We start from the raw sequence: 20,915 nt of genomic DNA, 5'->3' as shown, positions 1-20,915 counted from the left end.
GTTTCAGCGTTGGGCGGCGATGATCGCCTCGGCGATGGTGGTGCGGAACCAGTTCAGCGCCGCCGAGCGTTCGCTGCTCTCGTGCCAGTGCAGGGAGACGTCGAACGGTGGCAGGGTGAAGGGCAGTTCGAGCATGCGCATGCCGCCTTCGGCGACGAAGCGATAGGCGATCTGCGCCGGCAGGATGGTCAGCAGCTCGGTACCGGGAATGATCTTCGGCAGCACCGAGAAGTGCGGGACCCGCAGGCTGATGCGGCGCTGCACCTGCATGGCCTCGAGCACGTCCTCGGCGATGCCGTGGCCGGAGGTACGGGTCACCACGATGTGCCGCTCGGCCAGGTACTGCTCCAGGCTCAGGCTGTCGCCGATCCGCGGGTGGCGGTCGCTGAGCAGGCACACGTAGCGCTCGTGCAGGACCCGCTGGCTGCGCGCGCCGGGCACCGGCTGGCGGCAGATCGCCGCGTCGACCTTGGCGCTGCTCAGCCAGGCGCCGACCTCGTCCACCTGCAGCGGCAGCACTTCCACTTCGGCGAACGGCGCGTCGCGGGTCAGGCGTTCGAGGATCAGCGAGAGGAAACCCACTTCGCCGAGATCGGTGAGGGCGATGCGGAAACGTCGCTCGGTGGTTGCCGGATCGAAGTGGCGAACGCTCTGTACCGCGCCCTCGATGCGCGTCAGCGACTCGCGGAAGGTGCCGTAGAGCTGCTCGGCGACGAAGGTCGGCTGGATGCCGTCGCGGGTGCGGGTGAACAACGCGTCGTCGAACAGTTCGCGCAGGCGCGCCAGGGCGTAGCTCACCGATGGCTGGGTGACGAACAGGCGCTCCGCGGCGAGGGTCACGCTGCCGGCTTCGTAGAGGGTGACGAAGGTGCGGATCAGGTTGAGATCGATCGGACTCATATAGACCAGTTCTATTTTTTATAGAAAGAGTATCGATTTGATTGATTATCGAGGGGCTGCAACAGTAGCGCAAATCCAGGAAACGAGCTTGAAGGCCTGCATGAAAACCGTCCATTCCGCGTCTTACGAGATCCTCCGTCGCCACGGCCTGACCACCGTCTTCGGCAACCCCGGCTCCAACGAGCTGCCGTTCCTCAAGGACTTCCCCGAGGATTTCCGCTACATCCTCGGCCTGCACGAGGGCGCGGTGGTCGGCATGGCCGATGGCTTCGCCCTGGCCAGCGGCCGCCCGGCCTTCGTCAACCTGCATGCGGCGGCTGGCACCGGCAACGGTATGGGTGCCCTGACCAACGCCTGGTACTCCCATAGCCCCCTGGTCATCACCGCCGGGCAGCAGGTGCGCTCGATGATCGGGGTCGAGGCGATGCTCGCCAACGTCGATGCCGGACAACTGCCCAAGCCGCTGGTGAAATGGAGCCACGAGCCGGCCTGCGCCCAGGATGTACCGCGCGCGCTGAGCCAGGCGATCCAGACCGCCAGCCTGCCGCCGCGGGCGCCGGTGTACCTGTCGATTCCCTACGACGACTGGGCGCAACCGGCGCCGGCCGGCGTCGAACACCTGGCTGCGCGCCAGGTCAGCGGCGCCGCGCTGCCCGCGCCGGCATTGCTGGCCGAACTCGGCGAGCGCCTGTCGCGCTCGCGCAACCCGGTGCTGGTGCTCGGTCCGGACGTCGACGGGGCGAATGCCAACGGCCTGGCCGTGGAACTGGCGGAGAAGCTGCGGATGCCGGCCTGGGTCGCGCCGTCGGCCTCGCGTTGTCCGTTCCCCACCCGTCATGCCTGCTTCCGCGGCGTGCTGCCGGCGGCCATCGCCGGGATCAGCCGGCTGCTGGACGGCCACGACCTGATCCTGGTGGTCGGCGCGCCGGTGTTCCGCTATCACCAGTTCGCCCCCGGCGATTACCTGCCGGCCGGCGCCGAGCTGGTGCAGGTCACCTGCGATCCCGGCGAAGCGGCACGGGCGCCGATGGGCGACGCGTTGGTCGGCGACATCGCGCTGACCCTCGAGGCACTGCTCGAACAGGTCCGCCCCAGTGCGCGGCCGTTGCCCGAGGCGCTGCCGCGACCGCCGGCGCTGGCCGAGGAGGGCGGACCGCTGCGTCCGGAAACCGTGTTCGACGTGATCGATGCGCTGGCGCCGCGCGACGCCATCTTCGTCAAGGAGTCGACTTCCACCGTGACCGCCTTCTGGCAGCGCGTGGAGATGCGCGAGCCGGGCAGCTACTTCTTCCCGGCCGCCGGCGGCCTCGGCTTCGGCCTGCCGGCGGCGGTCGGCGCGCAACTGGCGCAGCCGCGGCGGCAGGTGATCGGGATCATCGGCGACGGCTCGGCCAACTACGGCATCACCGCGCTCTGGAGTGCCGCGCAATACCGCGTGCCGGCGGTGTTCATCATCCTCAAGAACGGTACCTACGGCGCCCTGCGCTGGTTCGCCGGGGTGCTCGAGGTGCCCGATGCGCCGGGGCTCGACGTGCCCGGCCTGGACTTCTGCGCGATCGCCCGCGGCTATGGCGTCGAGGCGCTCCACGCGGCCACCCGCGAAGAGCTGGAAGGTGCCTTGAAGCATGCCCTGGCCGCTGATCGCCCGGTTTTGATCGAGGTGCCGACGCAAACCATCGAACCCTGATGTTCCACGGCGCCGCCCCATGCCAGAGTGGGCGGTGCCGACCGACGCCCGCGTGCGCCCATAACAAGAACAAGAGAGAGGTTGGTATGAACAGGCAATCCGCTGCGGCGGTGATCGACGCTGCCCGCTTTAACCGTACTCACTGGCTGATCCTCGGCTGGGGGTGTTTCATCATGCTGTTCGACGGCTACGACATGGTCATCTACGGCTCGGTGGTGCCACGCCTGATGCAGGAGTGGCAGCTGAGCCCGGTGCAGGCCGGCACCCTCGGCAGTTGCGCGCTGTTCGGCATGCTCTTCGGCGACACCCTGCTGGCGCCGCTGGCGGACCGTTTCGGCCGGCGCCGCCTGGTGATCGCCACCACCCTGCTGGCGAGCCTCGCCGCCTTCCTCACCGGGCACGCCCGCGACCCGCTGGAACTGGGCGCCGGACGCTTCTTCACCGGCCTGGCACTGGGCGCGCTGGTGCCCAGCGCGATCAACCTGATCAGCGAATTCGCCCCGGCCGGGCGGCGCAGCACCCTGGTCACGGTGATGTCGGCCTTCTACTCGGTGGGCGCGGTGCTCTCGGCGCTACTGGCGATCGCCATGATCCCCGCCTGGGGCTGGCAATCGGTGTTCTACGTGGCGGTGCTGCCGGTACTGGCGGTGCCGCTGATGTTGCGCTGGTTGCCGGAGTCGGCGGCGTTCCTCGAACTCAAGGGCCGCCGCGCCGAACTGGACGCGCTGCTGCGCAAGGTCGATCCCGACTACCGGCCCGGCGCCGAGCGGGCGAACGCTGTCGCGGCCGAAGCGCCGAGCGGACGGGTCGCCCAGTTGTTCGAGGGGCGCCAGGCAGTGGGCACCCTGCTGCTGTGGGTGGCCTTCGCCATGTGCATGCTGATGAGCTACGGGCTCAACACCTGGTTGCCGAAACTGATGGCCGGCGGCGGCTACGCCCTCGGTTCGAGCCTGGCGTTCCTCGTCACCCTGAATGTCGGGGCGACCCTCGGTGCGTTGTTCGGCGGCTGGCTGGCCGACCGCCTCGGCGCCGGCCGCACCCTGGTGCTGTTCTTCGCCCTGGCCGCGGCCTCCCTGGCGGCCCTCGGCCTGGGGCCAGGCCCCTGGCTGCTCAACGGCCTGCTGGTGGTGGCCGGCGCCACCACCATCGGCACCCTGGCGGTGATCCATGCCTACGCCGCGCAGTTCTACCCGGCCTGGGTGCGCTCCACCGGGGTCGGCTGGGCCGCCGGTGTCGGCCGCCTCGGCGCCATCGCCGGGCCGATGCTCGGCGGCAGCCTGCTGGCCCTGGAGCTGCCGTTCCAGCAGAACTTCCTGGCCTTCGCCGCGCCTGGCGTGATCGGCGCGCTGGCGATCGCCTGCATCCACCTGCGGCCGCGCGTGCCGGCGGAAGCGTCCGTCGACGCGACGGCGAAGAAACCCCTGTGATTTTCGAAAGAGGAGAAGAGCGATGAGCGATTCCCGTTATACCGACCTCGGTCTCCAGCCTCTGGCCGGCGAGTGGCGCCACGGCCGGGCCGGCCGCCGGCTGAAGGTGAGCAATCCGTTCGACGGCAGCCTGCTGCTGGAGATCGAGCAGGCCGACCGCGACGACCTCGATGCCGCCTACGCCAAGGCCGCCGAGGTCCAGCCGGCATGGGCCGCGCTTGGCCCCTCGGCACGCGCGGCGGTGCTGTACAAGGCGGTGGAGGTGTTCGACCGCCGCCACGAGGAGATCGTCGACTGGATCATCCGCGAGTCCGGCAGCACCCGCCTGAAGGCCGAGATCGAATGGGGCGCGGCGCGCGCGATCACCCTGGAGTCGGCGTCGTTCCCGGCACGGGTGCACGGGCGCATCGTCGAGTCCGACGTGCCGGGCAAGGAAAGCCGGGTCTACCGCAGCGCCATCGGCGTGGTCGGGGTGATCAGCCCGTGGAACTTCCCGCTGCACCTGACCCAGCGTTCCATCGCCCCGGCCCTGGCGCTGGGCAACGCGGTGGTGGTCAAGCCGGCCAGCGACACGCCGGTCTGCGGCGGACTGCTGCTGGCGCGGATCTTCGAAGAGGCCGGGCTGCCGGCCGGGCTGTTCAGCGTGGTGGTCGGCCCCGGCAGCGAGATCGGCGACGCCTTCGTCGAGCACCCGGTGCCGGGCCTGGTGACCTTCACCGGATCGACCCCGGTGGGCCGCAACATCGGCCGCATCGCCAGCGGCGGCGCGCACCTCAAGCACGTGGCGCTGGAGCTGGGCGGCAACAGTCCGTTCGTGGTGCTCGGCGACGCCGACCTGGAGCAGGCGGTGAATGCCGCGGTGTTCGGCAAGTTCCTCCACCAGGGGCAGATCTGCATGGCGATCAACCGCATCATCGTCGAGGACAGCCTCTACGACGCCTTCGCCGCGCGCTTCGTCGAGCGGGTCAAGGGTCTCCGCGTCGGCGATCCGCAGCGCGCCGATACCGCGGTCGGGCCGATCGTCAACGCGCGCCAGCTCGAAGGCCTGCTGGAAAAGATCCGCCTGGCCCGCCAGGAAGGCGCCAAGCCGCTGTACGAGGGCGGCGTCGATGGGCAGTTGCTGGCTCCGCACGTATTCGGCGAGGTCAGCGCGACGATGGAGATCGCCCGCGATGAAATCTTCGGCCCGCTGGTCGGCCTGCTCCGCGCGCGCGACGAGGCGCATGCGCTGGAGTTGGCCAACGCCAGCGAATACGGGCTGTCCAGCGCGGTGTTCAGCCGCGACCTGGAACGCGCGGTGCGCTTTGCCCGCCAGCTTCGCGCGGGGATGACCCACGTCAACGACATTCCGGTGAACGACGAGGCCAACGCGCCCTTCGGCGGCGAGAAAAACTCCGGGCTTGGCCGCTTCAACGGCGACTGGGCCATCGAGGAATTCACCACCGACCACTGGATCAGCGTGCAGCACGCGCCGCGCCAGTACCCGTTCTGACCCTGGCGGCGGGGCCCGCGCCCCGCCGCTGACCCGACCGTCGTCGCCAGGTGGCCCGCAGAGGCTGCCGGGGCCCGGTCGTCCCTGAAAAACGGAGCACAATAACAATGAAAATCCGTCGTAAAACCGCAGTCCCGCGCAATGCAGGGGCGGTCCTGCCGATGCTCGCCTTTCTTGCCGCGCAAGCTGCCGAGGGCGGCTTCCTGGAGGATGCGAAGACCGACCTGGTCTTGCGCAACTATTACTTCAACCGCGATTTCCGCGACCACGATGCCGGCAAGAGCCTGGTGGACGAGTGGGCGCAGGGCTTCATCCTCAAGTTCAGTTCCGGCTATACCCCGGGCACGGTCGGCGTCGGCCTCGACGCCATCGGCCTGTTCGGCGTGAAGCTGAACAGCGGACGTGGCACCAGCAATTCCGAGCTTCTTCCGTTGCACGATGACGGTCGCGCGGCGGACAACTATGGGCGCGTCGGCGTGGCCGCCAAGCTGCGCGTTTCGGCCAGCGAACTGAAGATCGGCGAGATGCTCCCGGACATTCCGCTGTTGCGCTACGACGACGGACGCCTGCTGCCGCAGACGTTCCGCGGTTTCGCCGTGGTTTCCCGCGAGCTGCCGGGCCTGGCTCTGCAGGCCGGACGCTTCGACGCGGTGAGCCTGCGCAATTCGGCGGACATGCAGGACCTATCGGCCTGGAGCGCGCCGACGCAGAAATCGGACGGTTTCAACTATGCCGGCGCCGAGTACCGCTTCAACCGCGAGCGCACCCAACTGGGCCTGTGGCACGGGCAACTGGAGGACGTCTACCGGCAGAGCTACGCCAACCTGCTGCACAAGCAGCGTGTCGGCGACTGGACCCTGGGCGCCAACCTCGGCCTGTTCGTCGACCGCGACGACGGCGCCGCGCGCGCCGGAGAGATCGACAGCCATACCCTCTACGGCCTGTTTTCCGCCGGCATCGGCCTGCATACCTTCTACCTTGGCCTGCAGAAGGTCGGCGGCGACAGCGGCTGGCAATCGGTCTACGGCAGCAGTGGGCGGAGCATGGGCAACGACATGTTCAACGGCAACTTCACCAACGCCGACGAACGCTCCTGGCAGGTGCGCTACGACTACGATTTCGTCGGCCTCGGCTGGCCCGGCCTGATCGGCATGGTCCGCTACGGCCATGGCTCGAACGCGACCACCAAGGCCGGTAGCGGCGGCAAGGAATGGGAGCGCGATGTCGAGCTCGGCTACACCGTGCAGAGCGGTCCGCTGGCGCGGCTCAACGTGCGCCTCAACCACGCCAGCAACCGACGCAGCTTCAACAGCGACTTCGACCAGACGCGGCTGGTGGTGAGTTATCCGTTGTCGTGGTGACGGACGCTGTCTCGCCGCTCCTCCGGACAGTTCCGGAGGGACGGGGAGCGGGAGGCCCGGTGCTTCGGCGGATAGCCGCTGGGCGGTTATTCGCCCTACCGGAGCGGCGCTCCGCCGACAACGCCTGGAGGGGGAGAGGGCGGCTCAGAACTTCGCCTGCATCCCCACCCGCAGGGTACGCCCGGGCGCGGGCATGAAACTCTGTGCCAGCGGGTCGAGGTAATAGCGGTCGGTGAGGTTCTGCAGCGAGGCATTCAGTTCGGTGTGCTCGAACAGCTTGTACTTGAGGAACAGGTCGAACAGCTGCACCGAGCGGTACTCGATCTGCGGTGTGGTGGCGCCGACCTGCCAGGGCTTGTCCGCCGTGGCGGTGGGGCCGGAGGTATAGGTCATGCGTCCGCCCAGGGTCAGGGCCTGGTCGAAGAAGCGCAGGCCGGCGGTCAGGTTGGTCGCCAGCCGCGGCGGGTTCTGCGTGTTGGTATAGGAGCCCATGAAGCTGCCCGGCGTGCAGTTCGGCGTGTTCTCGGTGCGCTGGTAGCGGTTGGCGCCGGCGCGCAGCCTGGCGGCGAAGGCGGCGTCGCAGGTCTCGGTCTTCAGGTAGTAGGTCGCCGACAGGTCGGCGAACACCCGCCCTGCGTCGTAGTGCGATTGCAGTTCGAGACCGCTGGTGCGGTAGCTGTCGGTGTTGCTGAAGGTCATCAGGCCCATCTGGCCCGGATCGTAATAGCGGGTGATGTAGTTCTTGATGGTGTTGTTGAAGTAGGCCAGCTTGATCGCCGCCGAGTCGCCGTCGGCCAACAGGCTGTCGCGCAGCGCGCTGGCACCGATCTCCCAACTGCGCGAACGCTCGGGCTTGAGGTCCTTGCCCGGCTCGACCTGGAGGGTACCCTGGCTGGTCTCGAACAGCGACGGCAGACGCAGGCCTTCGGTGTAGGAGGCGTAGACGAAGGTAGCCGGGGCCAGCTCGAAATTGATCCCGAATGCCGGCGAGAAACCGCCGCCGCGGCTGCTGCCCTTCTTGCTGTAGTTGTAGCCGGTGACCACGTTGGTGACCCGCGAGGGATGGACTGTCACGTTGGCCGGGCCGAACTCGTCGAAGGGAATGCCTTCGAACGGATTGTTGGTGTTGTTGGTGACGATGCCGTTGTTGAGGCGGGGATCGGTGGCGTCGGTGTACTGGCCGTTCTGGTCGGGGAACCACATCATCGAGCCGTAGTAGCCGGGCCTGCTCACCGTGATGAAGCGCATGTCGCGATCCTCGCGCCGCGGCGAGGCGGAGATGCCGTTGTCCTTGCTGTTGAAGTGGCTGTAGCGGCCGCCGCCCCATAGCGTCAGGCGCTCGACCGGCTTGAACTCGAGCTTGCCGTTGAGGCCGTATTCCTGGCGGGTGGCGTCCCTCAGGGTGCGGTTGGCGTTGATGTCGTGGAGGGTGGTGACCACGCTTTTCTGCGGCTGGATGTCTTCGACCTGGAACGAGCCGCCGAGGTCGAGCTTGAAATCGCCGAAGTCGGTTTCGAAGCGCGCCACGTTGTTCAGGTCGCCGCCGATGCGCCGGTTGTCCTGGCGCGTCCAGTTGCGGTCGGAGCGATAGGCCTGCGAGCGCGGCGCCAGCACCGAGGTCAGCATGTCGCTCTTCGCGTCGGTCATCCACAGTCCGGTGCTGAGGTCCACCAGCGGATTGTTCTCGGGCAGGTAACGGTAGCGTGCGGTGTAGGTGTCGATCTTCACTTCGCTCAATGGGTACTGGTAGATGCCGGCGGTGCCGAAACGGAAGATGTCCGACGGCATGATCTCCCCGGTGCGCCCGTCGTAGCGACGATAGCCGAGGTCCAGGGTGTGCTCGTCGGCGATGCGCCAGGTCGCCTTGAGCAGGTAGGACTCGGTCTCCGACGACGAGTTGAGCACTTCCTCTCCCGCGTTGTAGACCTTGGCTACGCTGCTTTCCTCGCGACCGTAGCGGTTGTAGACGCGATAGCGGTCCTGGCCTTTCTTGCCGGAAAAGTAGTTGCCCTGGTTGCGCTGCGCATAGGCGGCGACCAGGTCCAGATGCTCGTTGCGGTAGGCGAAGGCGGCGCTGCCGGACTTGGCCTGGGAGCCGAACAGGCTGCCGCGGTCATCGTGCGGCACGCTGCTGAGATTCTCGGTCTTCGAACTGGCGCTGCGGTGCTGCGGGGCGACGCCGTTGTTCCAGACGTCGCCGGTGAAGCGCACGCCGAGGTCCTTGCCGTCGACCAGGATGTCCTTGACGCCGATGGTGCGCATTTCCACGCTGCCGCCGATCGCGCCCGAGCGGGTCGAGGGACCCTTGTCGACGGTCACGCTGCTGACCAGGTCGGGATCGATGTAGCTGCGCTGCTGGGTGCCGGCGTAGCCGCGGTAGACGTCCAGCGCCTGCTCCGCGCCGTCGACCCGCACCGCCACCCGGCTCTGCCCCTGGATGCCGCGGATGTTGACGTCCAGCGCGCCACCGTTGCGGCTGTCGCCGACCTGTACGCCCGGGATGCCCTGGAGCAGGTCACCCACGGAAACCCGGCCGAAGCGGTCGATGTCTTCGCTGGAGAGGTACACCGACGAGCGTGGCGCGGTATAGGTTTCCTTCTGCGGATCGGCCAGCTCGGCGGCCGAGACCACCACCGGCGACAGGTCGGCCGGGGCTTCTCCGGACATGCGCGGCTCGACCAGCAGGTAGGCGCCGGAGGTTCCCGCCGCGACCTGCAGGCCGGTGTTCGACAGGACTCGCTGCAAGCCTTCCAGTACGCTGTAGCGACCCTTGAGCGCCGGCGCCGTGCGGCCGCGGGTCAGCTCGGGGTCGAAGGACAGCAGCAGGCCCGACTGGCTGGCGAAGGCGCCCAGGGAGGCGCCCAGCGAACCCGCCGGGATGTCGTAGCTGCGCGGCGTGGCGTCGTCCAGGCGGGTAGCCGCGCTGTGCTGGCCGACGCTCTGCGCGTGGGCCAGGCCGCCGCCGAGCAGGCCGGCGCCGGCCGCCGACAGGCCGAGCAGGGCCCAGCGCAGGGCAAGGGTGAGCGGGGAGAGGCGCGACAAGGGGCGCGCCAGGCTGGGGATAGGGCGTTGTAGGGACATGACTTCTTCGCTCGCAGGGTTGGCGCCCGGCATTGCGGGCTCTCATTCCCTCTGTCGCACGAGATCGGAAAAGGGATATTTCGGGTTCGGCGGGCCGGACGGAAAGGGTCGCCGGCATTGTGGTCAACGCAAAATTAGTGATAATAGTTTTCATTTGCGATTGAATCCAGCTGACTATTCCGATGAATGCGCCTCCGATGAATGCGCCGAGTTCCTGCCTGTCCGCGGACCGCGACGGCGTCGCCACGCTCTACCGTGAAAACCATGCCTGGCTGCGCAACTGGCTGGCCTACCGACTCCGCTCCTGGGGACGCGGCGTGGCCGACGACCTAGCCCATGACACCTTCCTGCGCATTCTCGCCAGCCGCGACGGCGGCCAGCGTGAAGCGATCCGTCAGCCGCGCGCCTATCTCACCCGTATCGCCAACTGCGTGCTGGTCAGTTGGCGCCGTCGCTAATCGCTGGAACTTGCCTGGCTGGAGGCCCTGGCCACGCTGCCCGAGCCGTTGCAGCCGTCGCCGGAACAACAGAGCGTGATCGTCGAGACCCTGCACGAGATCGACGCGCTGCTCGATACCCTGCGCCCGCGGGTGAAACAGGCATTCCTGATGGCGACGCTGGACGGCATGAAGCAGAAGGACATCGCCCAGGCGCTGGGCGTCGCGCTGCCGACGGTGAAGAAGTTCATCCACCAGGCCTACGTGACCTGCCTGAGCCTGATGCCCGATGAATGACCGCGCTTCCCGCCGGGCGCCGCAGGCGGGCGATACGGAGCTTTCCGGGCCGCCGGCCGCCGAGGCGATCGCCCCGCAGGTGCTCAGGGAGACCGCCTCCTGGCTGCTGCTGATGCAGGAGGGGCCGCTGGCTCCGGCGCAGCAGGCCGAGCTGGAGTCCTGGCGCTCGCGCAGCCCCGAGCACCAGCGCGCCTGGCGTCTGCTGGCGAATATCGGTTCGCTGCCGCCGGCGCTGGCCCGGCGTGCGCTCGAGCGTCCGTCCGGCAGCGGCCGGCGCGCGGTCCTGCGCGGCCTCGCCCTGCTGCTCGGCGGCGCACCGCTGGTCTGGTGGGGATGGCGCGCGCAGGTCTGGCGCGACGGCTTCGGCGCCGACTACCTCACTGCCGTCGGCGAGCGGCGCGACCTGGTGCTGGAGGACGGCAGCCAGGTCGAGATGAACACCGACAGCGCGCTGGACGTGCGCTACGACGCCGGCCAGCGCCTGCTGCGCTTGTATCGCGGAGAGATCTACCTCCGCACCGCGGCGGATCGGCGCGAGCCGCCGCGGCCGTTCCTGGTGCGCACCGAACAGGGCCTGATGCGCGCGCTGGGTACCGCCTTCAGCGTCCGACGCGAGGGCGCAGAGACAGTGCTGGCGGTGTACGAAGGCGCGGTCCAGGTGCGTCCGGAGGGCGCCGCGAGCGCGGCGGATGGCCGGGTGATCGAGGCTGGCCAGCGGGTGCGCTTCGATCGCCAGCGGATCGGCCCCGTCGAGTCCGCCAGCGAGGCCGCGCTGGCCTGGCGCCAGGGCCTGCTGGTGGCCGACGACATGCCGCTGCGGCAGTGGGCGGGAGAACTGATGCGCTACGGCGGCGAGAGCATCGAGTGCGAGCCGTCGCTGGACCCGCTTCGTGTCTCCGGCACCTTTCCCGTCGACGACCTGCCGCTGGCCCTGGCGATGCTGGCACAGACCCATGGCCTGCGCCTCGTGCACCAAGGCCGACGGGTGCTGATCAGGCGCTGAGGGGAGGCGCGGCGGCTCAGCCGGCCAGCAACCAGACCCCGGCGCCCGCCGAGGCCAGCCCGGCGAGACGTACCAGGGGCGCGGCCGCCTGCGGCAGGAAGCGCACCAGCGCGTAGCCGGCGGCGTGCAGCGCGGCGGTGGCGGCGACGAAACCGAGCGCGTACAGCCAGGGGCTGGAGAGGGCCGGCAGCTCCAGGCCGTGGGCGACCCCGTGGGCCAGGGCGAACAGCGCGGTGGCGGCCATCGCCAGCGGCAGCGGCGGGCGCACGGCGAGGGCCACGCAGAGGCCGAGGGCGAGCACCGAGGCGGCGATGCCGGTCTCCATGAACGGCAGTTGCAGGCCCTCGAAGCCGAGCAGCCCGCCGACCAGCATGGTGCCGACGAAGGTGCAGGGCAGGGCGAGACGCGCGGCTCCCTGTTGCTGGGCGGCCCAGAGGCCGACGGCGAACATCGCCAGCAGGTGGTCGAGGCCGGTGAGCGGATGGGCGAGGCCGGCGACCAGGCCGTGTTCGCCGTGGCCGGGGTGGGCGAAGGCCAGCGCCGGAGCGGCGAGCAGGGCGAGGGCGGCGAGCAGCTTGGGCAGTTTCATTGGTGGTTCCTTGTCGTTGCGAAGTGGCGTCAGGCGGCGGTCAGCAGGCCCTGGCGCTCGATGAAGGCGATGATTTCGTCCAGCCCCTGGCCGGTCTTCTGGTTGCTGAACACGAACGGCTTGTCGCCGCGCATGCGCCGGGCGTCCCGGTCCATCACATCGAGGGAGGCGCCGACCAGCGGCGCCAGGTCGATCTTGTTGATCACCAGCAGGTCCGACTTGCAGATGCCGGGGCCGCCCTTGCGCGGGATCTTGTCGCCGGCGGAAACGTCGATCACGTAGAGGGTCAGGTCGGACAGCTCGGGGCTGAAGGTGGCCGACAGGTTGTCGCCGCCGGATTCCACCAGGATCAGTTCGAGGCCGGGGAAGCGCCGGTTGAGCTGGTCCACCGCCTCCAGGTTGATCGAGGCGTCCTCGCGGATCGCCGTGTGCGGGCAGCCGCCGGTTTCCACGCCGATGATCCGCTCGGGGGCGAGGGCCTCGTTGCGCACCAGGAACTCCGCGTCTTCCTGGGTATAGATGTCGTTGGTGACCACCGCGAGGTTGTAGCGCTCGCGCAGTTCGCGACACAGGGCCAGGGTCAGGGCGGTCTTGCCGGAGCCCACCGGACCGCCGATGCCGACACGCAGGGGTTGGGATGTCATGGGGTTTCTCCTAGGAACGGAACAGACGGCTGTACTGGGTTTCGTGGGTCATGCTGGCCAGCGCCAGACCGAACGCGGCGCTGCCCTCGACGGCGGGCCGCCGCAGCGCCTCGGCGCAGGCGCGGTCGAGTTCCGGCAGTAGGCTGGAAGCAAGTTTCTGCGCGGCCAGTTGGCCGAGCGGCAGGGTTTTCATCAGCACCGCCAACTGGTTTTCCAGCCAGCTCCAGAACCAGGCACTCAGCGCCTCCTCGGCGTCCAGGCGCCAGGCGCGCGCGGCCATCGCCCAGGCGGCGGCGAGATTGGGCGGGTCCTGGCGCGCCAGCCAGGCGCGGCCGGGAGCGTCGAGCTCGGGCAGGGCTTCCAGCAATTGGTGCAGGGAAAAGCCCATCTGCCGGCTCTCCTGGGCCAGCTCGCGGGTCTCGCGGCTGGCCCTATGGCGTTCGCTGGCCGCATCGCAGGCGGCCCAGTCGCCGATCAGCGCGGCGCGCAGCAGGCCGGCCAGCAGCGGCGCCTCGAAGCGCGCCAGGTTCAGTTGCAGCTGGTCGACCAGCCAGGTCCGCGCGCTCTCGGCGTCGCGCACCCAGCCATTGTCGAGGGCCGCCTCCAGGCCCTGGGAATAGCTGTATCCGCCGATCGGCAACTGCGAGCTGGCCAGGCGCAGGCGCGCCCAGATGCTGTTCACCGGCGCACGCCGAACTGGTGCAGGCGCGGCGCGTAGTTGAACTCCGCCTCGCCATGGTGCGAGTGGTGGTGGCCTCCGCCGTAGGCACCGTGCTCCGGCTGGAACGGCGCCTCGATGGCCTCCACCGTGGCGCCGAGCTGTTCGAGCATGGCTTTCAGCACGTAGTCGTCGAGCAGGCGCAGCCAGCCGTCGCCGACCTGCAGGGCGACGTGACGGTTGCCCAGGTGGTAGGCGGCTCGGGTCAGTTCCAGCGGGCTGGCGCAGGTGACGTGGAGCAGACGTTCGGAGCGGGCGACGACTCGCACCAGGCGACCGTCGCGGGCCTCCAGGCAGTCGCCGTCGGCCAGCGGAGGCTGGCCGCGCTCGAGGAACAGGCCGACCTCCTCGCCGCTCGCCGCGAAGCAGCGCAGGCGGCTCTTGCTGCGCGCCTCGTAGGTCAGGTGGAGTTCTTCGTCCCAGCGGGGCGAGCGGGCGGGCAGGCGTTGGTGGATGACCAGCATGGGCAGTTTCCGCAATGCGACAGGAAAGGGATCACAACAAGCACCAGCAAGGGCCTTGCCAGGTCGATGCGGGACGCCTGTACCGGGAAAACGGGGCCATAGGGATGTAACAAAATATTGCAGCGCGCCAGGTTGGTGCGCAACGACTTTTTTGCCGCACCGGAAAGGTGCGCGCGCGTCTAGTCCGCGGACGAACGCCGAGCCGGAGGTCCGCAGGGGAGGTGCGGGGTCAGCCGGGCAGGCCGTGCCAGTGCTTGCCGCCGATCATGATGAAACGCAGCTGGTGGGTGATCTTCGCGGCCGGCATCAGGTGCGGCGGCAGATCGGCGGCGGGTGGGTCGATCAGCTCCGGAAGGGTGGCGAAGACGGTCTTCACCACCAGGTCGGCGAACACGTCGAGGGCCGCGCCGTCGAGGTGCGGCATCTTGTTCAGCAGCGCCAGGTCGGCGGCCAGATCGTCGGTGATGCGCTGGCGCAGGCTGGCGATGGCCTGGCGGATCGGCAACGAGCCGCCGTATTGCTCGCGGGCGAGGAAGAGGAACTGCGAGCGGTTGGCGCCGACCGCGTCGAGGAAGATGCGCACCGAGGCGTCGATCAGCCCGCCCAGTTCGAACTCGTTGCGGCGCACCGCGCGCAGGGTGGCGCGGAAGGTCTCGTCGACTTCGGCGACCAGCGCCAGGCCGAGCTGGTCCATGTCGCTGAAGTGCCGGTAGAAGCCGGCCGGGACGATGCCGGCGGCGCGCGTCACTTCGCGCAGGCTGAGGCTGCCGAAGCCGCGCCCGCTCTCCATCAGGTGGCGCGCGGCGCTCATCAGCGCGTGGCGGGTCTGCTGTTTCTGTTCGGCGCGGGGTGAGGACATACGGCTTCCTTTGGCGGACCGGCGACTGTAGCAAAAGCCCTGCGACCCGGTCGAACCGGGGACGGCAGCGGTCGAAGGATACATCAGTGAACGCTTGTTGACTCGATTGCGCGGAACGGGCAAAGTTTTGTGAACGATCGTTCACTGAAATATTTTCCATGGCCTTGCTTCCCCTCGCGCTCCTGACCCCTTTGCTCGCACCCCTGCGCCGTCTCGCCGCCCGTGGCTGGCTGCGTGAGGCCGATGTCGACGGCCTGCTGCGCCACGCCCATCCGCTGGCGTCGTTGAACCGCCACTATGCGCGGGTCGAGGCACGCTACTGGGTGGCCGACGATATGCTCGCCCTGGCCCTGCGTACCGCCCCCGGCTGGCCGCCGGCGCGGCCGGGCCAGCACATCCAGCTGCTGGCAGAGCGCGACGGGGTGCGGGTCGGGCGCAGCTACAGCCTGACCCGGGTGGTCGGCGAGCGCCTGGAAATCGCCGTCAAGCGTCACCCGGACGGGCTGCTCTCGCCCTGGTTGTGCGAACACCTGGCGGTCGGCCAGCGTGTCGAGTTGCAACCCGCGCAAGGCGATCTGCGCTGGCCGATGCAGGCCGAGGCGGTCTGCCTGCTGGCCGCCGGCAGCGGCCTGACGCCCTTGCTCGGCCTGCTCCGCGAGGCGCTGGAGAACGGCTATCGCGGTCCCGTGCTGTGGCTGCACTACGTCCGTCATCCCGGCCAGCGCGCCTGGCTCGGCGAGCTGGAGGCGCTGGCGGCGCGCCACCCGAACCTGGAGTTGCGCTGGAGCCTGACCCGCGGGGCGCGGGCCGATGGCTGCCTGGAGGGGCATTTCCAGCCGCGCCACCTGGACGGCTGGGCAACCGACCTGGCGCGCAGCCAGGCCCTGGCCTGCGGGCCGGCGGCTTTCGTCGAGGCGGTGGGCGAGCAACTGGGGGCACGCTTCGCCGGCTTGCAGACGGAATCCTTCAGCGTCCCGCGCTGGCGCAGCGGGGAGGCGCCGCGCGAAGTGCGCCTGCGCTTCGCCCGGTCGCAGCGGGAAGTCTCCGGCGACAGCGCCGCCAGCCTGCTGGAACAGGCCGAGGCCCACGGCCTGCGCCCGGCCCACGGTTGCCGCCAGGGCATCTGTGCCAGTTGCACCTGCGTCCTGCTCAGCGGCTGCGTGCGCGACCTGCGCAGCGGCGCGCTGTGCAGCGAGCCCGGCCAGCCTATCCGCCTCTGCGTCAGCGCCGCCCACGGCGACCTGGCGCTGGACCTGTGAACCGACCTGCGAGCCCTGCGATGCGCGACGACCGCGAACTGACCCCGGAACAACTGGCGGCCTTCGGCGCCGAACTCGACGCCCTGCGCCAGCGTACCCTGGCCGATCTCGGCGCGGACGACGCGCGCTACATCCGCCGGGTCCGCGCGGCGGTGCGCGTCTGCTGCTGGAGCGGCAGGGCGCTGCTGATGTTCGGCTGGCTGCCGCCGACCTGGCTGCTCGGCAGCCTGCTTCTCGGCCTGGGCAAGATCCTCGAGAACATGGAACTGGGCCACAACGTCATGCACGGCCAGTACGACTGGATGAACGATCCGGAATTCGCCGGCCGCGCCTACGAGTGGGACATCGCCGGGCCGTCCGACTTCTGGCGGCACACCCACAACCATATCCACCACACCTACACCAACGTGCTGGGCAAGGACGACGACGTCGGCTACGGGGTCGTGCGCCTGTTCCCGGAGCAGCGCTGGAAGCCGTTCTACCGCTGGCAACCGCTGTGGGTGACGCTGCAGGCGCTGCTGTTCCAGTACGCGGTGGCGATCCAGCATCTGCGCCTGGACAAGTACGCCAAGGGGCGCCTGGACAAGGCCGAACTCATGCCGCTGCTACGCCGCCTGCGTGCCAAGCTGGGTCGCCAGTGGACCAAGGACTACCTGCTGTTCCCGCTTCTCGGCCTGTTCGCCGGCGGCTTTGGCGCGGTGTTCGTCGGCAACCTGCTGGCCAACGTGCTGCGCAACCTGTGGACCTTCACGGTGATCTTCTGCGGCCACTTCACCGAGAAGGCGGTGGTCTTCCCGCCCTCGGTGCTGGAGGGAGAGACCCGTGGCCACTGGTACCTGCGCCAGTTGCGCGGCTCCAGCAACCTGGAGGGCGGGCCGCTGTTCCACATCCTGACCGGCAACCTCAGCCACCAGATCGAGCACCACCTCTACCCGGACCTGCCGGCGCGTCGCTACGCCGCGTTGTCCCGCGAGGTCCGCGAAATCGCCCGGCGCTACGGGCAGACCTACAACAGCGGACGCCTGGGACGGCAATTCCTCACTGTCTTGCGGCGCATCTGGGTATATCGGCTGCCGCCGCGCGAGCCCCTCCCGGCGGGGCGCGGCTGAGCCGACGGAACGCTCGCGGCGCCCGTGGCGGGGCCGCTCCGGAGCGGGGATAATGCCGCCCTGTGCACCGCGACGTGGCTTCCGGCCGCCGCGCGGCGTCGGAGTCTCGCCGAACGCAGGACGGCCTGCGCCCGCGATCGGCCAGCAGCGTCGATCCTTCCCGAACCTATCAATGCTCGGCGGATGCCGGCCGTGGGGCCCGTCCGTCCAGGAACCGTCATGTTCAGCCCGCTCGTCACCTTTCCCGCGCTCTACACCGCCACCCTGCTCATGCTGGCCGGCTCCGGCCTGTTCACCACCTACATCGGCCTGCGCCTGACCCAGGAAGGCGCAGGCGACCTGTGGGTCGGCGGGCTGATGGCGTCCTACTATTTCGGCCTGGTCTGCGGTGGAAAATTCGGACACAAGCTGATCGCCAGCTTCGGCCACATCCGCTCCTACGTGGCTTGCGCCGGGATCGCCACCGTGACCGTGCTGCTGCATGCCCTGGTCGACCAGTTGGAAGTCTGGCTGCTGCTGCGCTTCATTACCGGCGCGGTGATGATGAACCAGTACATGGTGATCGAGAGCTGGCTCAACGAGCAGGCCGAGAGCCACCAGCGCGGCAAGGTGTTCGCCGGCTACATGGTCGCCGTCGATCTTGGCCTGGTGCTCGGCCAGGGCCTGCTGGCGCTGAGCCCGACCCTCGACTACAAGCCGCTGCTGCTGGTCGCCATCTGCTTCGCCTCGTGCCTGATCCCGCTGGCCATGACCCGGCGCGTGCACCCGGCCAAGCTGGTCGCCGCGCCGCTGGAAGTGCGTTTCTTCTGGCAGCGCGTGCCGCAGGCGCTGGGCACCATCTTCATCGCCGGCCTGATGGTCGGCGCCTTCTACGGCCTGGCGCCGGTCTACGCCAACCGCAACGGCCTGGATGCCTCGCAATCGAGTTTCTTCGTCGGCATGTGCATCGTCGCCGGCTTCTGTGCGCAGTGGCCGCTGGGTTGGCTGTCCGACCGCCTCGACCGCAGTTGGCTGATCCGCGGCAATGCGGTGCTGCTGTGCCTGGCCTCGATCCCGATGTGGGGGCTGGTGACGCTGCCGTACTGGTTGCTGCTGGCCAACGGGTTCGTTACCGGCATGCTGCTGTTCACCCTCTATCCGCTGGCGGTGGCGCTGGCCAACGACCACGTCGAGCAGCCGCGTCGGGTCGCGTTGTCGGCGATGCTCCTGACCACCTACGGGGTCGGCGCCTGTATCGGTCCGCTGGTGGCCGGCGCGCTGATGCGCCACTTCGGTCCGGGACTGTTCTACATGCTGGTGTCCGGCTACGCGGTGCTGCTGGTGTTCTGGGTGCAGCCCAAGCGCGTCACCGGCGAACACCGGGTCGACGAGGCGCCGCTGCAACACGTGGCGATGCCGGACACGGTCAGCCCGATGGCCGCCACCCTCGACCCGCGCGTCGAGGAAGTGCCGGAGGAGCTGGTGGTGGAGGCGCCGGCGAATATCGGCCGCTCCGACGGCGAGCCGGACGCCGGCGAGAAACCTGCTCAGTCCTGAGCCGGGAACGCCAGGTCGAAGCGGATGCGTCCCGGAGCCGGTGCACTCGCTTCGGCGCGGCCGCCGTGCAGGCGCATGATCGCCTGGACGATGGCCAGGCCGAGACCGCTGGACTGGGCGTCGCTGCGCGCGGCGTCGCCACGGTAGAAACGGTCGAACAGGCGCGACAGCGGTTCGGCCGGCAGCCTGTCGCAGGCGTTCTCCACGCTCAGCAGGAATTCCCCCGAGCGGCGCAGGCCGCGCACTTCGATCAGGCTGTCGGCGCTGGCGTAGCGGATGGCGTTGGCCAGCAGGTTGCTCAGCGCCCGGCGGAACAGTTGCGGATCGGCGCGTAGCTGGCCGCTGACCTGGACGTCGAGGCTCAGCCCTCGTTCCTCGGCCAGCCCTTCGAAATACTCCGCCTGGCGCCGCAGTTCTTCGCCCAGGTCCAGGCGGCTGCGCTCCACCGCTGCCCGCACGTCGTCGGCGCGAGCGAGGAACAGGATGCTCTCGACCATCCGCGCGATGCGCTCCAGCTCTTCCTGGTTGGAGGCGATCAGCGCCTGGTACTCCTCGTTGCTGCGCGGCTGGCGCAGGGCCACCTGGCCGTGGCCCATCAGCGAACCGATGGGCGTGCGGATCTCATGGGCGAGGTCGGCGGAGAACTGCTGCAGGCGCTGGTAGCCGTCGTCGAGGCGTTCGAGCATGGCGTTGAACGACTGTGCCACCTGCTGCAACTCGGCAGGCGCGGCGGCGACGTCGAGGCGGGTATCCAGGCTGGTCGGATGGATCTCCGCCGCCTTCGCCGCCAGCGTGCGCAGCGGGCGCAGGCCGTGGCGCAGGACCAGCCAGCCGAGCAGGGCGGTGCCGAGGAACGCCAGCAGCACGGCGGCGATGACCCGGTCGCGGTACTGGGCGAGCATCCGCGTCTCGCCCAGCAGCAGGTGCGCGGCGGTGATCTGCAACGGCTCGCGGCCGCCGACCAGGACCTCGGCGGCGAGCACGCGCATCGGGATGCCGTCGTGGGTCAGCGCGGCGTGCACGACGGACGGATTCAACGCCTGGCCGGCGGCGACCACCCGTAGCGACGGCAGGCGTTCGTGGCGCGGGTTGACCGCGACGATCGGCGCCTCGCCGGGCTGACCGAGGAGCAGGATGTCCTGCTCGTTGCCGAGCATGTTCTCGAACAGACGCGGGCGCGCCTTCAGCTCGGCCAGGGTGAGGTTGTCGCGCAGCAGGTTGCGGAAGTGCTCGACCCGGCCGGCGACCATCACGTCGCTGCGCCGCAGCATCGCCTCTTCCACCGAGCGGTACAGGTAGAAGCCGACCGCGCTGACCACCAGCGCCGCCACCGCGGCGAACAGCAGCGCCGCGTAGAGGGTCAGGGAGCGGCGGGCGGGCACGGGCGCTCCTCGCAGACGTAACCGATGCCGCGCACGGTATGGATCAGCTTGTTCGGGAAGGGATTGTCGACCTTGGCGCGCAGGCGCTTGATCGCCACGTCGACGACGTTGGTGTCGCTGTCGAAGTTCATGTCCCAGACCTCCGAGGCGATCAGGGTGCGCGACAGTACCTCGCCCTCGCGGCGCATCAGCAGGTGCAGGAGGGCGAACTCCTTGTTGGTCAGGGCGATCACCTGCCCCTGGCGGCTGACCTTGCGCCGCAGCACGTCCAGCTGCAGATCGGCCAGTTGCACCTGCTCTGCCTCGCGGACCACGCCGCGGCGCAGCAGGGTACGGATACGCAGCAGCAACTCGGTGAAGGAGAAGGGTTTCACCAGGTAGTCGTCAGCACCCAGTTCGAGGCCGCGGATACGGTCTTGCAGCTGGTCGCGGGCGGTGAGGAAGAGCACCGGCACATCGTGCTTCTTGCGCAGCACTTCCATGATCTGCCAACCGTCCAGGCCGGGCAGCATCACGTCGAGGACCACCAGGTCGTAGCGGTTCTCCAGCGCCAGGTAGAGACCGTCGGCGCCGTGCTGCGACCAGTCGACCGCATAGCCCGACTCGCCGAGGCCCTTCTTCAGGTACTCGCCGGTCTTCGTATCGTCTTCGATCACCAGGATGCGCATGT

The 20,915-nt window shown here is 69.2% G+C and carries 17 protein-coding genes and 1 pseudogene; 9 read left to right on the top strand and 9 right to left on the bottom strand.

Annotated features, from left to right (window positions below; genetic code table 11):
* Window positions 1-3: 3 nt before the first annotated feature.
* Complete coding sequence (locus LE197_RS24335; RefSeq protein ID WP_003095545.1) at window positions 4-900, bottom strand: LysR family transcriptional regulator; 897 nt, start codon at window positions 898-900, stop codon at window positions 4-6.
* 100 nt (window positions 901-1,000) lie between these two features.
* Between LE197_RS24335 and mdlC the strand changes: the two genes are divergently transcribed.
* The 4 genes from mdlC to LE197_RS24315 all read left to right on the top strand — a co-directional run bounded on the left by mdlC (window position 1,001) and on the right by LE197_RS24315 (window position 6,867).
* Window positions 1,001-2,587 carry a benzoylformate decarboxylase gene (gene mdlC, locus LE197_RS24330; RefSeq protein WP_003099962.1) on the top strand — a complete coding sequence of 529 codons (1,587 nt, stop codon included), beginning with the start codon at window positions 1,001-1,003 and terminating at the stop codon, window positions 2,585-2,587.
* Between the two features lie 86 nt (window positions 2,588-2,673).
* Complete coding sequence (locus LE197_RS24325; protein WP_196752248.1) at window positions 2,674-4,014, top strand: MFS transporter; 1,341 nt, start codon at window positions 2,674-2,676, stop codon at window positions 4,012-4,014.
* Window positions 4,015-4,036: 22 nt separating this feature from the next.
* The gene (locus LE197_RS24320) at window positions 4,037-5,506 is read left to right on the top strand and encodes an aldehyde dehydrogenase family protein (RefSeq protein WP_009877171.1); all 1,470 of its coding nucleotides are present in this window, start codon (window positions 4,037-4,039) and stop codon (window positions 5,504-5,506) included.
* Window positions 5,507-5,613: 107 nt separating this feature from the next.
* Window positions 5,614-6,867: an OprD family porin gene (locus tag LE197_RS24315; protein ID WP_016264114.1), complete on the top strand. Its 1,254-nt coding sequence runs from the start codon at window positions 5,614-5,616 to the stop codon at window positions 6,865-6,867.
* Between the two features lie 144 nt (window positions 6,868-7,011).
* On the opposite strand, the gene LE197_RS24310 is transcribed toward LE197_RS24315, so the two are convergent.
* Complete coding sequence (locus tag LE197_RS24310; protein ID WP_277600433.1) at window positions 7,012-9,948, bottom strand: TonB-dependent receptor; 2,937 nt, start codon at window positions 9,946-9,948, stop codon at window positions 7,012-7,014.
* A gap of 197 nt (window positions 9,949-10,145) precedes the next feature.
* Between LE197_RS24310 and LE197_RS24305 the strand changes: the two are divergent.
* Window positions 10,146-10,682: pseudogene (locus tag LE197_RS24305) on the top strand (sigma-70 family RNA polymerase sigma factor).
* A complete protein-coding gene (locus LE197_RS24300; protein WP_219832856.1) occupies window positions 10,675-11,685 on the top strand; it encodes a FecR family protein in 1,011 nt (336 codons plus the stop codon). The pseudogene LE197_RS24305 and the gene LE197_RS24300 overlap by 8 nt, the downstream one beginning before the upstream one ends.
* Window positions 11,686-11,701: 16 nt before the next feature.
* Here the strand turns inward: LE197_RS24300 and LE197_RS24295 are convergent, their stop codons facing one another.
* From LE197_RS24295 to desT, 5 genes are all read right to left on the bottom strand, one after another.
* Window positions 11,702-12,274 carry a HupE/UreJ family protein gene (locus LE197_RS24295; RefSeq protein WP_003116120.1) on the bottom strand — a complete coding sequence of 191 codons (573 nt, stop codon included), beginning with the start codon at window positions 12,272-12,274 and terminating at the stop codon, window positions 11,702-11,704.
* A 29-nt stretch (window positions 12,275-12,303) separates the two neighbouring features.
* A complete protein-coding gene (gene ureG / locus LE197_RS24290) occupies window positions 12,304-12,918 on the bottom strand; it encodes an urease accessory protein UreG (RefSeq protein WP_003095530.1) in 615 nt (204 codons plus the stop codon).
* Between the two features lie 10 nt (window positions 12,919-12,928).
* Window positions 12,929-13,600 carry an urease accessory protein UreF gene (locus tag LE197_RS24285; RefSeq protein WP_003095528.1) on the bottom strand — a complete coding sequence of 224 codons (672 nt, stop codon included), beginning with the start codon at window positions 13,598-13,600 and terminating at the stop codon, window positions 12,929-12,931.
* Complete coding sequence (gene ureE / locus LE197_RS24280) at window positions 13,597-14,100, bottom strand: urease accessory protein UreE (RefSeq protein WP_003095526.1); 504 nt, start codon at window positions 14,098-14,100, stop codon at window positions 13,597-13,599. The genes LE197_RS24285 and ureE overlap by 4 nt, the downstream gene beginning before the upstream one ends.
* A gap of 229 nt (window positions 14,101-14,329) precedes the next feature.
* Complete coding sequence (gene desT, locus LE197_RS24275) at window positions 14,330-14,959, bottom strand: TetR family transcriptional regulator DesT (protein ID WP_003107570.1); 630 nt, start codon at window positions 14,957-14,959, stop codon at window positions 14,330-14,332.
* 158 nt (window positions 14,960-15,117) lie between these two features.
* Here desT and LE197_RS24270 point away from each other — a divergent pair, with 158 nt between their 5' ends.
* The 3 genes from LE197_RS24270 to LE197_RS24260 all read left to right on the top strand — a co-directional run bounded on the left by LE197_RS24270 (window position 15,118) and on the right by LE197_RS24260 (window position 18,863).
* Window positions 15,118-16,218: a ferredoxin reductase gene (locus LE197_RS24270; protein WP_010793714.1), complete on the top strand. Its 1,101-nt coding sequence runs from the start codon at window positions 15,118-15,120 to the stop codon at window positions 16,216-16,218.
* Complete coding sequence (gene desB, locus LE197_RS24265) at window positions 16,215-17,327, top strand: fatty acid desaturase DesB (protein WP_016852187.1); 1,113 nt, start codon at window positions 16,215-16,217, stop codon at window positions 17,325-17,327. The genes LE197_RS24270 and desB overlap by 4 nt, the downstream gene beginning before the upstream one ends.
* 219 nt (window positions 17,328-17,546) lie before the next feature.
* Window positions 17,547-18,863, top strand: coding sequence for an MFS transporter (locus LE197_RS24260; protein ID WP_003095519.1), 1,317 nt, complete (start codon window positions 17,547-17,549; stop codon window positions 18,861-18,863).
* Here LE197_RS24260 and LE197_RS24255 read toward each other — a convergent pair.
* Window positions 18,854-20,245: a sensor histidine kinase gene (locus LE197_RS24255; RefSeq protein WP_003099516.1), complete on the bottom strand. Its 1,392-nt coding sequence runs from the start codon at window positions 20,243-20,245 to the stop codon at window positions 18,854-18,856. The two genes, LE197_RS24260 and LE197_RS24255, sit on opposite strands and share 10 nt — an antisense overlap.
* A complete protein-coding gene (locus tag LE197_RS24250; protein WP_003095515.1) occupies window positions 20,224-20,913 on the bottom strand; it encodes a heavy metal response regulator transcription factor in 690 nt (229 codons plus the stop codon). The genes LE197_RS24255 and LE197_RS24250 overlap by 22 nt, the downstream gene beginning before the upstream one ends.
* Window positions 20,914-20,915: the final 2 nt, after the last annotated feature.

The organism is Pseudomonas sp. PS1(2021) (genome assembly GCF_020405165.1).
In the GTDB taxonomy this organism is placed as follows: Bacteria; Pseudomonadota; Gammaproteobacteria; order Pseudomonadales; family Pseudomonadaceae; genus Pseudomonas; species Pseudomonas aeruginosa.
This window is presented reverse-complemented; position numbering and strand designations above follow the sequence as displayed.

Excerpts from the sequence above, each read along its gene's own strand:
- LE197_RS24335 (WP_003095545.1), bottom strand. The coding sequence starts at position 900 with ATGAGTCCGATCGATCTCAACCTGATCCGCACCTTCGTCACCCTCTAC.
- mdlC (WP_003099962.1), top strand. The coding sequence starts at position 1,001 with ATGAAAACCGTCCATTCCGCGTCTTACGAGATCCTCCGTCGCCACGGC.
- LE197_RS24325 (WP_196752248.1), top strand. The coding sequence starts at position 2,674 with ATGAACAGGCAATCCGCTGCGGCGGTGATCGACGCTGCCCGCTTTAAC.
- LE197_RS24320 (WP_009877171.1), top strand. The coding sequence starts at position 4,037 with ATGAGCGATTCCCGTTATACCGACCTCGGTCTCCAGCCTCTGGCCGGC.
- LE197_RS24315 (WP_016264114.1), top strand. The coding sequence starts at position 5,614 with ATGAAAATCCGTCGTAAAACCGCAGTCCCGCGCAATGCAGGGGCGGTC.
- LE197_RS24310 (WP_277600433.1), bottom strand. The coding sequence starts at position 9,948 with ATGTCCCTACAACGCCCTATCCCCAGCCTGGCGCGCCCCTTGTCGCGC.
- LE197_RS24300 (WP_219832856.1), top strand. The coding sequence starts at position 10,675 with ATGAATGACCGCGCTTCCCGCCGGGCGCCGCAGGCGGGCGATACGGAG.
- LE197_RS24295 (WP_003116120.1), bottom strand. The coding sequence starts at position 12,274 with ATGAAACTGCCCAAGCTGCTCGCCGCCCTCGCCCTGCTCGCCGCTCCG.
- ureG (WP_003095530.1), bottom strand. The coding sequence starts at position 12,918 with ATGACATCCCAACCCCTGCGTGTCGGCATCGGCGGTCCGGTGGGCTCC.
- ureE (WP_003095526.1), bottom strand. The coding sequence starts at position 14,100 with ATGCTGGTCATCCACCAACGCCTGCCCGCCCGCTCGCCCCGCTGGGAC.
- desT (WP_003107570.1), bottom strand. The coding sequence starts at position 14,959 with ATGTCCTCACCCCGCGCCGAACAGAAACAGCAGACCCGCCACGCGCTG.
- LE197_RS24270 (WP_010793714.1), top strand. The coding sequence starts at position 15,118 with ATGGCCTTGCTTCCCCTCGCGCTCCTGACCCCTTTGCTCGCACCCCTG.
- LE197_RS24260 (WP_003095519.1), top strand. The coding sequence starts at position 17,547 with ATGTTCAGCCCGCTCGTCACCTTTCCCGCGCTCTACACCGCCACCCTG.
- LE197_RS24250 (WP_003095515.1), bottom strand. The coding sequence starts at position 20,913 with ATGCGCATCCTGGTGATCGAAGACGATACGAAGACCGGCGAGTACCTG.